This is a genomic window from uncultured Oscillibacter sp., assembly GCF_910584465.1.
In the GTDB taxonomy this organism is placed as follows: Bacteria; Bacillota; Clostridia; order Oscillospirales; family Oscillospiraceae; genus Oscillibacter.
Window position 1 is genome coordinate 1 of record NZ_CAJUBK010000069.1, and the last position, 10,987, is coordinate 10,987.

13 protein-coding genes, 1 tRNA gene and 1 other annotated feature are annotated in these 10,987 nt (G+C 66.0%); of the genes, 13 read left to right on the plus strand and 1 reads right to left on the minus strand.

Annotated features, from left to right (window positions below):
- From QZ332_RS11760 to QZ332_RS11795, 8 genes are all read left to right on the plus strand, one after another.
- Positions 1 to 1,857, plus strand: a 1,857-nt coding sequence (locus tag QZ332_RS11760) for a toprim domain-containing protein (protein WP_295765620.1), incomplete at its 5' end; no start/stop codon positions are given.
- A 444-nt stretch (positions 1,858 to 2,301) separates the two neighbouring features.
- Positions 2,302 to 2,979, plus strand: a complete 678-nt coding sequence (gene sdaAB, locus QZ332_RS11765; RefSeq protein WP_295765622.1) for an L-serine ammonia-lyase, iron-sulfur-dependent subunit beta — start codon at positions 2,302 to 2,304, stop codon at positions 2,977 to 2,979.
- Positions 2,976 to 3,848 (plus strand): L-serine ammonia-lyase, iron-sulfur-dependent, subunit alpha, encoded by an 873-nt coding sequence (gene sdaAA, locus QZ332_RS11770; protein WP_363323991.1) that lies wholly within the window; start codon positions 2,976 to 2,978, stop codon positions 3,846 to 3,848. The genes sdaAB and sdaAA overlap by 4 nt, the downstream gene beginning before the upstream one ends.
- 70 nt (positions 3,849 to 3,918) lie before the next feature.
- Entirely contained in the window at positions 3,919 to 6,159 is a 2,241-nt protein-coding gene (locus tag QZ332_RS11775; protein WP_295765624.1) for a DNA topoisomerase (ATP-hydrolyzing) subunit A, read from the plus strand.
- Between the two features lie 5 nt (positions 6,160 to 6,164).
- Positions 6,165 to 6,710, plus strand: a complete 546-nt coding sequence (locus tag QZ332_RS11780) for an adenylate kinase (RefSeq protein ID WP_295765626.1) — start codon at positions 6,165 to 6,167, stop codon at positions 6,708 to 6,710.
- Entirely contained in the window at positions 6,692 to 7,285 is a 594-nt protein-coding gene (locus QZ332_RS11785; RefSeq protein ID WP_295765628.1) for a lactate utilization protein, read from the plus strand. Before QZ332_RS11780 ends, QZ332_RS11785 begins: the two co-directional genes overlap by 19 nt.
- Before the next feature lie 20 nt (positions 7,286 to 7,305).
- Positions 7,306 to 8,142 (plus strand): hypothetical protein, encoded by an 837-nt coding sequence (locus tag QZ332_RS11790; RefSeq protein WP_295765630.1) that lies wholly within the window; start codon positions 7,306 to 7,308, stop codon positions 8,140 to 8,142.
- A 51-nt stretch (positions 8,143 to 8,193) separates the two neighbouring features.
- Positions 8,194 to 8,269 (plus strand) — tRNA-Gly (locus tag QZ332_RS11795).
- A gap of 201 nt (positions 8,270 to 8,470) precedes the next feature.
- Here QZ332_RS11795 and QZ332_RS11800 read toward each other — a convergent pair.
- Entirely contained in the window at positions 8,471 to 8,701 is a 231-nt protein-coding gene (locus QZ332_RS11800; RefSeq protein WP_295765644.1) for a helix-turn-helix domain-containing protein, read from the minus strand.
- Between the two features lie 131 nt (positions 8,702 to 8,832).
- Between QZ332_RS11800 and QZ332_RS11805 the strand changes: the two genes are divergently transcribed.
- From QZ332_RS11805 to QZ332_RS11825, 5 genes are all read left to right on the plus strand, one after another.
- Positions 8,833 to 9,006, plus strand: coding sequence for a hypothetical protein (locus tag QZ332_RS11805; protein ID WP_295765632.1), 174 nt, complete (start codon positions 8,833 to 8,835; stop codon positions 9,004 to 9,006).
- A 61-nt stretch (positions 9,007 to 9,067) separates the two neighbouring features.
- Positions 9,068 to 9,321: a binding site (T-box leader), on the plus strand.
- A gap of 88 nt (positions 9,322 to 9,409) precedes the next feature.
- Positions 9,410 to 9,928, plus strand: coding sequence for a hypothetical protein (locus QZ332_RS11810; RefSeq protein WP_295765634.1), 519 nt, complete (start codon positions 9,410 to 9,412; stop codon positions 9,926 to 9,928).
- A gap of 13 nt (positions 9,929 to 9,941) precedes the next feature.
- Positions 9,942 to 10,457: a hypothetical protein gene (locus QZ332_RS11815; protein WP_295765636.1), complete on the plus strand. Its 516-nt coding sequence runs from the start codon at positions 9,942 to 9,944 to the stop codon at positions 10,455 to 10,457.
- Positions 10,458 to 10,470: 13 nt separating this feature from the next.
- Complete coding sequence (locus QZ332_RS11820; protein WP_295765638.1) at positions 10,471 to 10,743, plus strand: PF20097 family protein; 273 nt, start codon at positions 10,471 to 10,473, stop codon at positions 10,741 to 10,743.
- Between the two features lie 6 nt (positions 10,744 to 10,749).
- A partial coding sequence (locus QZ332_RS11825) for a class I tRNA ligase family protein (RefSeq protein ID WP_295765640.1) occupies positions 10,750 to 10,987 on the plus strand: 238 nt, incomplete at its 3' end.

Genomic DNA, 10,987 nt, shown 5'->3' on the forward strand with positions numbered 1-10,987 from the left:
TCCAACTCCATCGACGAGGCCCGGGAGGGCCACGGCACGTCCATCACCGTCACCCGGTTCCTGGACCACAGCGTGGAGGTGGAGGACGCGGGCCGGGGCTGCCCGGTGGACTGGAACGAGAAGGAGGGCCGCTGGAACTGGGAGCTGGTCTTCTGCGAGCTCTATGCCGGCGGCAAATACGACAACGTGTCCGGCGACAACTACGAGTTCTCCCTGGGGCTCAACGGCCTGGGCTCCTGCGCCACGCAGTACGCCTCCCGTTATATGGACGTCACCGTCTGGCGGGACGGCTTCGAATACCGCCTGCGCTTCGAGCGGGGGCAGATCGTGGGGGAGCTGGAGAAGGCCCCCCTCCCCAAGGCCCAGTCCAGGAAGACCGGCACCCGGACCCGCTGGCTGCCGGACCTGGACGTGTTCACCGACATCGCCATCCCGCCGGAGTACTTCGCCGGCGTGATGAAGCGCCAGGCGGTGGTCAACGCCGGGGTCCGCTTCCACTTCCGCGATGAGACGGAGGAGGGCCGGTTCGAGGAGACGGAGTTCTTCTATGAGAACGGCATCGCCGACTATGTGGCGGAGCTGGCCGGGGAGGACGCCCTGACCGCCCCGGCCTGCTGGCAGGCGGAGCGGCGGGGCCGGGACCGGGAGGACAAGCCGGAATATAAGGTGAAGCTCTCCGCCGCCTTCTGCTTCTCCAACCGGGTGAACGTGGTGGAGCACTACCACAACTCCAGCTGGCTGGAGCACGGGGGGAGCCCCGAGAAGGCCAGCAAGTCCGCCTTCGTCTCCGCCATCGACAAATACCTCCGGGAGCAGGGGAAATACCAGAAGAACGAGAGCAAGATCTCCTGGGCGGATGTGGAGGACTGTTTGATCCTGGTGAGCAGCAACTTCTCCACCCAGACCTCCTATGAGAACCAGACCAAGAAGGCCATCACCAACCGCTTCGTCCAGGAGGCCATGACGGAGTTCCTCCGGTCCAACCTGGAGATCTATCTCATCGAGAACCACTTCGACGCGGAGAAGATCGCGGAGCAGGTCCTGCTGAACAAGCGGAGCCGGGAGAAGGCCGAGGAGGCCCGGCTGAACATCAAGAAGAAACTCTCCGGCAGCGTGGACATCGCCAACCGGGTCCAGAAGTTCGTGGACTGCCGGACGAAGGACACCGCCAGGCGGGAGATCTACATCGTGGAGGGCGACAGCGCCCTGGGCAGCGTGAAGCTGGCCCGGGACTCGGAGTATCAGGGCATCATGCCCATCCGGGGGAAGATCCTGAACTGCCTGAAGGCGGACTACGCCAGGATCTTCAAGAGCGAGATCATCACGGACCTGATCAAGGTGCTGGGCTGCGGCGTGGAGGTGAAGGACCGGCATGTGAAGGACGTGTCCTCCTTCGACCTGTCGAACCTGCGCTGGAACAAGGTGGTCATCTGCACCGACGGCGACGTGGACGGCTTCCAGATCCGGACGCTGGTGCTGACCATGCTCTACCGCCTGACGCCCACCCTCATCCGGGAGGGCTACGTCTATATCGCGGAGACCCCGCTGTTCGAGATCGCCTGCGGCGCGGACACCTGGTTCGCCTACTCGGACAAGGAGAAGAACGACATCGTGAAGGGGCTGGAGGGGAAGAAGGTCAAGATCGACCGCTCCAAGGGCCTGGGCGAGAACGACCCGGACATGATGTGGCTGACCACCATGAACCCGGAGACCCGGCGGCTGATCCGGGTGATGCCGGAGGACGTGGAGCGGACCGCCCAGGTCTTCGACCTGCTGCTGGGGGACAACCTCCAGGGGCGGAAGGACCATATCGCGGAGAACGGGTATAAGTATTTGGAGATGGCGGACATCTCGTAGGGGCTTTCGCGGGAGAGCACCCATGCGACATGGTCCTGCGGCCGAGCGCAGGCGAGGGAGCCGCGCGTGAGCGCGTATCGAGACCGCCCGCCGCGGCGCGGCATGGATCCCGCGGGAGCGGGATGGATGCCATATCGCGGAGGACGGGTATAAGTATTTGGAGATGGCGGACATCTCGTAGGGGCTTTCGCGGGAGAGCACCCATGCGACATGGTCCTGCGGCCGAGCGCAGGCGAGGGAGCCGCGCGTGAGCGCGTATCGAGACCGCCCGCCGCGGCGCGGCATGGATCCCGCGGGAGCGGGATGGATGCCATATCGCGGAGGATGGGTATAAGTATCTGGAGATGGCGGACATCTCATGAGATCCTGGGACAGGGAGCACCCGCGCCGCCGCCCGGAGGGGCGGCATGCGGATAAAACGATAAAGATCGGAGGATGTGCTGCATGAACCTATTCGACATCATGGGCCCCATCATGGTCGGCCCCTCCAGCTCCCACACGGCGGGGGCTGCCCGGATCGGACGGGTGGCCCGGTCGCTGCTGGGAGAGGAGCCCCAGGAGGCGGAGCTGCTGCTCCACGGCTCCTTCGCCTCCACCGGCAAGGGACACGGCACCCACCAGGCCCTGATCGCGGGCCTGCTGGGCTTCGCGCCGGACGATCCCCGGCTCCCCGACAGCTTCCGCCTGGCGGAGGAGGCGGGGCTGCGCTTCACCTTCGGCACCTGCGCCCTCCGGGACGCGCACCCCAACAGCGTGCTGATCCGCCTCTCCGGCCGGAGCGGCCGGAGCATGGAGGTGGGGGCCTCGTCCCTGGGCGGCGGCCGGGTGCGGGTGTTCGAGGTGGACGGGATGGAGTGCTCCTTCAGCGGGGAGCTGTCCACCCTGGTGATCCACAACACCGACCGGCCCGGCTGCGTCAGCCACGTCACCATCATCCTGGCCAGCACGGGCGTGAACGTGGCCACCCTCCAGCTGAACCGGGGCAGCCGGGGCGGCATGGCGGTGATGGTGATCGAGTGCGACAAGGCGGTGCCGGCCAACGTGGTGCAGGAGATCCGGGACCTGCCGGGCATCAAGAGAGTGACTTGCTACATCCCGGAAGGACAGGAGGGGACGGTATGATCGACTTTCAATCCATCGAACAGATGCTCCGGGACGCGGCGGAGCAGGACATGCCCCTGTGGGAGGACATCCAGATCTCGGACTGCCGCCAGCAGGGCATCAGCCGGGAGGCATCCTGGCAGAAGATGGCGGGACTGCTGGACGCCATGATCCAGGCGGACGCGGGCTACTGCGAGGAGGACCGTTCCAACAGCGGGCTCACCGGCGGCGACGGCGGGAGGATGGAGCGCTACGGCCGGGAGGCCGGAGAGGACAGCCTCTGCGGCCCCTTCTTCTCCGAGGTCATCGCCGGGGCACTGCGGATGGGCGAGTGCAACGCGTGCATGAAGCGGATCGTGGCGGCCCCCACGGCGGGGGCCTGCGGCGTGCTGCCGGCGGTGCTGCTGCCCTGCAGGCGGCGCTACGGCCTGTCGGAGGAGGCCCTGGTCCAGGCGCTGTACATCGCCTCCGGCTTCGGCATGGTCATCGCCGAGCGGGCCTGCATCGCCGGCGCGGAGGGCGGCTGCCAGGCGGAGATCGGCTCCGCCGCCGCCATGGCCGCCCCGGCCCTGGTCTTCCTGCAGGGGGGGACGCCGGAGCAGATGGCCCACGCCTGCGCCATGGCCGTGAAGAACCTGCTGGGCCTGGTCTGCGACCCGGTGGGGGGCCTGGTGGAGGTGCCCTGCGTGAAGCGCAACGTCATCGGCGCCATGGACGCCCTGTCGGCGGCGCAGATGGCCCTGGCGGGCATCGAGAGCCGGGTGCCGCCGGACCAGGTGCTGGACGCCATGCAGCGGGTGGGCCAGTCCCTGCCCCCCAGCCTCCGGGAGACGGGACGGGGCGGCCTGGCCGTCACGCCCTTCGGCCAGCAGTACAAGCCGGAGGAATGAGGGCGGAGCGCCCGTGAACACATCATCCGGGAGGGCTGGCCGATCCGGATAGCAGGGAAGGAAGGGACCCATGCCAAAGAAGAAGATGCCTGAGGGCAGGAAGCCCAGGGGCGGAGCACCCAACGTTTTGGGCCTGCGGGCGGCGGTGGTGGAACAGCCCATCACCGACACCCTGGAGACGAACTACATGCCCTATGCCATGAGCGTCATCGTCTCCCGCGCCATCCCGGAGATCGACGGCTTCAAGCCCTCCCACCGCAAGCTCCTCTATACCATGTACAAGATGGGCCTGCTCACGGGGGCTCGGACGAAGTCCGCCAACATCGTGGGCCAGACCATGCGCCTCAACCCCCACGGCGACGCCGCCATCTACGACACCATGGTCCGCCTCAGCCGGGGCTACGGCGCGCTGCTGACCCCCTTCGTGGATTCCAAGGGCAACTTCGGCAAGCATTACTCCAGGGACATGTCCTGGGCGGCCCCCCGGTACACCGAGGCCAAGCTGACCCCGATCTGCCAGGAGCTGTTCCGGGACATCGACAGCGACACGGTGGACTTCGTGGACAACTACGACAACACCATGAAGGAGCCCGCCCTGCTGCCGACGACCTTCCCCAACATCCTGGTCTCGGCCAACAGCGGCATCGCCGTGGGCATGGCCTCCCAATTCTGCGGGTTCAACCTCCGGGAGGTCTGCGAGACCACGGCGGCGTATCTGAAAGATCCGGACCACGACCTGACGGAGACCCTGCTGGCCCCGGATTTCCCCACGGGGGGCGAGCTGATCTGCGACCGGGACGCGCTGCGGGAGATCTATGAGACGGGCCGGGGCAGCGTGAAGGTCCGGGCCAAGTGGCGCTATGTCAAAGAGGAGAACCTGATCGAGATCGTGGAGATCCCCTATTCCACGTCCACGGAGGCCATCCTGGACAAGGTGGCGGAGCTGATCAAGGCCGGGAAGGCCAAGGAGATCGCCGACATGCGGGACGAGACGGACTTGTCCGGCCTGAAGCTGACGATCGACCTCAAGCGCGGGGCGGACCCGGACAAGCTCATGGCCCGCCTCTTCCGGCAGACGCCCCTGGAGGACGCGTTCTCCTGCAACTTCAACGTGCTCATCGCCGGGATGCCGAAGGTGCTGGGCGTCCGCAAGATCCTGGAGGAGTGGACGGCGTGGCGGACGGAGTCCGTGCGGCGGCGGGTCTTCTTCGTGCTGGGGAAGCGGAAGGAGAAGCTCCACCTCCTCAAGGGGCTCAAGCGCATCCTGCTGGACATCGACAAGGCCATCCAGACCATCCGGGAGACGGAGGAGGAGGCCGAGGTCATCCCGAACCTGATGATCGGGTTCGGCATCGACCAGGTCCAGGCGGAGCACGTGGCGGAGATCCGCCTGCGCAACATCAACAAGGAATACATCCTGAAGCGGGTGCAGGAGGCGGAGTCTCTCCAGGACGAGATCGACGACCTGGAGGACATCCTCCGGGACGGCCGGCGGGTGAAGGGGATCATCCTGGAGGAGCTGCAGGCGGCGGCGGAGAAGTACGGCGAGCCCCGCCGCACCGCCATCGTCTACGCCCACGAGCTGCCCGACCCGGCGGAGGAAGAGGGGCCGGAGGAGTACCCGGTCCACGTCTTCCTCTCCCGGGAGGGCTATTTCAAGAAGATCACCCCCCAGAGCCTGCGCATGAGCGGGGCCCAGAAATTCAAGGAGGGCGACGGCCTGCGCCAGACCTTCGAGACCACCAGCGGGGCGGAGGTCATGTTCTTCACCGACCGGTGCCAGGTGTACAAGACCCGGCTCAGCGAGTTCGACGACGCCAAGGCCAGCGTCCTGGGGGACTACCTCCCGGCGAAGCTGGGCATGGACGCCGGGGAGAGCGTCATCCATATGGTCCTGCCGGGGGACTGGTCCGGGGGGCTGATCTTCTTCTTCGAGAACGGCAAGGCCGCGCGGGTGGAGCTCCGGGCCTATCAGACCTCCTCCAACCGCAGGAAGCTCACGGGGGCCTACTCCGACCGCTCGCCGCTGAGGGCGATCCTCCGGGTGGAGCAGGAGGGGGAGGTGGCGGTCTGCTCCACCGAGCCCCGGTGCCTGATCTTCCACACGGCCCTGCTCACGCCCAAGACCACCCGGTCGACCCAGGGCGTGGCGGTGATGACGCTGAAGCCGCGCTACCGGCTGGACACCGTCCGGCCCCTGGAGGAGTCGGCGGTGGCGGACCCGAGGCGCTATCGGGTCCGCTCCCTCCCGGCCACCGGGGCGCTGCTGCGGCAGGAGGACACGGGCGAGACGCAGATCGCGCTGGAGTGAGGCGGATGGAACGCGTGGTGGTGATCGGCTGCCCCGGGGCGGGGAAGACCACCTTCGCCCGGAGGCTGCGGGACGTGTCCGGGCTCCCGCTCTACCATTTGGATAGGCTGTGGCACCGGCCGGACCGGACCACGGTCCCAAGGGCGGAGTTCGACGCCCGGCTGCGGGAGATCGTCCGGCAGGAGCGGTGGATCATCGACGGTGATTACCAGCGTACGCTGGAGCTCCGGCTGGCGGCGTGCGGCACGGTGTTCTTGATGGACCTGCCGGCAGAGGAGTGCCTGGCCGGGGCGGCGGCCCGGATCGGCCGGGAGCGTGAGGATCTGCCGTGGGTCGAGACGGAGCTGGACGAGGCGTTCCGACGGCGGATCGCGGATTTTTCGAAGGAGCGGCTCCCGCGGATCCGCGCGCTGCTGGAGCACTACCGGGAGGGGCGGGAGATCGTGGTCTTCCGCTCCAGGCAGGAAGCGGACCGGTATCTGGAGCGGTGGGCCACGGTACAGACACGACATGGAGATAAGGAGGCTGCACGATGGCATTCGACATGGTGAAAAAGGAGCTGGAGGGCCGGGGCTATACCGTCCGGACCTTCTCCAGCGGGGGAGAGGCGGCGGACTACCTGGACGCCGCCATCGACGGCAGGAGCGTGGGCTTCGGGGGATCGGCCACGCTGGACGCCCTGGGGCTTTACGAGCGCCTGGGTAGGCACAACCAGGTGGTCTGGCACTGGAAGCAGGACGCCGCGCCCGCCCGGCGGGCGGCCATGCAGACGGAGGTGTACCTGACGTCCGTGAACGCGCTGGCGCAGACCGGGGAGCTGGTGAACATCGACGGCGCGGGGAACCGGGTGGCGGCGACGCTGTTCGGCCATGAGAAGGTGTACTTCGTCATCGGGCGGAACAAGCTGGCCCCGAGCTACGAGGAGGCGGTCTGGCGGGCCCGGAACGTGGCCGCGCCGCAGCGGGCGCGGCAGCTGGGGAAGAAGACCCCCTGCGCCGTGAAGTGCGACCGCTGTTACGACTGCAAGGGCCCGGAGCGCATCTGCCGGGGCCTGGTGACCCTCTGGGGGCCCATGATGGGCATGGAGGCCGAGGTGGTGCTGATCGACGAGGATCTGGGGCTGTAAAAAAGGAAGGGGGCCGCTCTGTGGGCTGGAGGATCTGGACGATGCTGACGGCGCTCTGCCTGCTGACGGGGTGCTCGGCGCTGCTGGAGCGGACCTATTCCACCGCCGAGCCCCACAGCAGCAAGTTCTGGGAGAGCGAGGCCGCCGGGACGCTGCGGGCGGAGAACCACCAGGACGTGGTGAACGATCTGCTGCTCCTGATCGGACAGCACCGGGAGACGGCGACGCTGCGCCTCTACAACTTCGAGAGCGACCTCACCGTGGCGGACACCCTGGAACAGGCCGCCACGGAGGTCCAGCAGGAGACGCCCATGGGGGCCTACGCCGTGGAGTATATCACCGCCTCCAGCAAGGCCCAGCGGGGATATCATGAGGTCGCCGTCCGCATCAGCTACCGCCGGACGCTGGAACAGCTCCAGGCGGTGGTGAACGCCACGAGCCCCGAGGCGCTGTACAGCCTCCTGGCGGGCGCGCTGGACCAGGGGGAGACGGAGCTGGCGGTCCGCATGGGCTATTGGGGGGAGGACGGCCGGACCAGGGTGGAGGACGCCATGCTCCAGCTCCGGGAGGAACGGGAGCTGACGGAGACGATCCCCTGGGTGGTGGACTACTATCCCACGGAGGAGGACCCCGGCCTGGTGGAGTTCCTGCTGGACCCGCCGGAGCCGGAGGAGGATCCGGAGGACGAGGGCCCCGGGGAGGGAGGAGATCCCGAGGCCCCGGACGGGGACGCCCCGGGAGAAGGGCCGGAGGGGGACGGAGGCGTCCCCGACGGCGGAGCCGGGGCAGAGGCGGAGGACGAGACGCCGCCGGACGCCCCCGGAGAGGGCGGGGAGGAGGACGAGGAAAAAATTTAGCGCAGGGCCTTGACAAGCGGGGGAAGCTTTGCTAAAATACTCCTTGTCGTTGCGGGCATAGCTCATCTGGTAGAGCGCCACCTTGCCAAGGTGGAGGTAGCGAGTTCGAGCCTCGTTGCCCGCTCCAGCTCAGAGATCCCCACCACCGCTCCGTTTCCGGCTTCGCCGAAAACTGCGCTATGGTGGGGATCTCTTCGCTTTCACCTGCGGACCACGTTGTTGGGTCCGCAGGTGATTTTTTTTACGGGAGACGAGGGACGGGGGACGAAGGACGGGAGACGGGGGACGGGGGACGGGGGACGGGCTGCGCGATGGGCGGGCGGGGGCATCAGCGATGAGGGGGCCCCTCCCAATAGGGCGCAGGATCTTCCGTCAGTCCGACCAGATAGTCGATGCTGGTGTGGTAAAACCTCGCCAGCGCGATCAGCGCCCCGCTGGGGATATCCAGCCCCCCGTTCTCATAGCGGGAATACGTCGTCTGTGACACATGGAGCAGCTCCGCCAGGACCCGCTGAGGCAGGTCCCGGTCCTCCCTCAGATCCCGCAGACGCTGGTACATCCTCTCCATCCCCTTCCTCTCACAGCGTGTGGCATATCCCTCATTCTAGGATATGCGAAAATTGCATATTGATTTTTATGCGATAATCGCATAAAATGGAAGGGACCTGAAAAAAGAGGGGAGGGGCCGCCTTGGACGAGGAAAAGAGGGCCGGATGCCAGGTCTGGCGGGTCTGGGTGGACACCCGGCGGCGGATCGTCTCCTTCCATGAGGCCCCGGGCTGCCGGCTGCTGGAGTTCCGCAGCTATGAGCTTTTCCAGCGCTGCATCGACGGATACACCGCCCAGCGCTATCGCTACCAATAAAAAAGTACGATCAGACGGTTGACAAACCGAAAAAACGTGCTATCATAAGTGGCAACTGAACATTTGGGCGTGGATGAGGACGAGTAGCCCTCTCGGTCCCCCTTCAGAGAGCCGCCGGACGGTGCGAGGCGGCGGGGGCGGAGCGGCGAAGATCACCTCGGAGCCTCCTGCTGAAAGACGATGCGAGTAAGCGTGGACGTTTGATGGGCGTTACTCCATCGGCCCGTATCGGCGGGCGCTGAGGGGCCGTCCCCCGCGAGGGGGCGGCAAGGAGAGTGGTATCGCGGAGCGTTCGATGGCGCCTCCGTCTCTTGAAAAGGAGACGGAGGCGTTTTTTCGGTCTCCCAGTGGTGGATACGGATAGTTATATTTAAAGATGATGATACGGATACGAGGTGGGACTGTGGGAACGGCGGGGACCGTCCGAGTAGTGTTCGAAGACACGCCGGAAAAATTTCGGACCATGGCGGAAGGGATCGTGCCGCCATTGATAGAGCTGCTGCGGGGCCTCTGCGCCCTGGAGGAGAAGTTTTACGCCCGGGGACAGAAGCAGCGGGCGGAGCGCCCCGGCGGTATTTACTCCACCCAAGCCCACCCCAACAGCAAGGCCCTGTGGGGATACTACCGGGAGGCATACAAGGCCCTGCTGGATCCCCGCTGTACGGAAAAGCTCCTGGCCCAACGCCGGGACTGCTGCCAGAGCATGGGAGACCCGGCGGATTTTGCCTGTTTGAAAGGACCGGCGGAGGTGGTCTTCACCATGAAGAGCAAGGGGAAGGCCGTGGTGATGGTCCGGGACTGCGACGGCTTCGGCAGTGACTGCCGCTTTGAATTGAAGCCGGAGGGCGGCGGGTGGAAGATCCATCAGGTGTCCCGGAACACCTGCGGCGGCGGGCCCTGGCGGACGGATCTCTATTTCTAATAAGGAGGTCACTATGTCCGGTGAAGTGAAGACGATGCTCCAGGACACGCCGGAGAAGTTTCAGGCCATGGCGGGAGAGATCGTGCCGCCCCTGATAGCGCTGCTGAGAGGACGGAACGATTTGGAAAAGGAGATCTGCGCCCGGGCCTTGAAGCTCCGGGAGGAGAAAGCGGCGGCGGGGGTCCCCGCTTACCAGGAGACGCCCGAGGAAAGCGCGCTGAGCGAGGAGTACTTCCGGCGGTATCTGGAGCTGGTCACGCCGCACTGCACAGAAAAAATATTGAGATGGGGGCCCGCCAGGAGCTACGGCAGGCCCGCCAAGTACGATTACCTGTTTGACGCCTCGGAGCCCGCGGTGCGATTTACCATGAAGTCCGCCAAAAAGGCGGTCATCACCGCCCGGAACCTGGTTTCCTACAGCTATGGCTACCGCTTCACCCTCCGGCCCGAGGAGGGCGGATGGAAAGTGGACGGTGTGGAGTGCGCCCTCGGGGAAAACGGGAGCTGGAGCGTGGAGCACAGCATATAGAGGAGGAGCGCCTATGGACTGCCCCTGCTGCGGCGGGCCCATGGAGGAGGGAGACCTGCACACGCAGAAGTATCTGTCCTGGACCCAGGGAACGATTGGGCTTTTCCGAGGTGCGGATGTGCGGGTGGAGATTGGTCCCATAGGGGACGACGACGCCTCCGTGTTCACCCGGGACCCCTTTCCCACCTTTCCAGGGGCCATGCTCTGCCGGAGCTGCGGTTTGGTTTGCTTTTCCGGAAAACTGATCGAAAAAACCAATACTAAAAGCAATATTGAAAAGGAGTAATACGATATGGACTACAACAAGACCATCAACCTGCCCAAGACCGAGTTCCCCATGCGGGCGGGCCTGCCCAAGCGGGAGCCGGAGATGCTCCGCCGCTGGGAGGCCGAGGATCTGTACCACGAGCTCCTCAAGAAGAACGAGGGCAAGCCCCTCTTCAGCCTCCACGACGGCCCCCCGTTCTCCAACGGGTCCATCCACATGGGCACCGCCATGAACAAGGCCATCAAGGACATCATCACCCGGT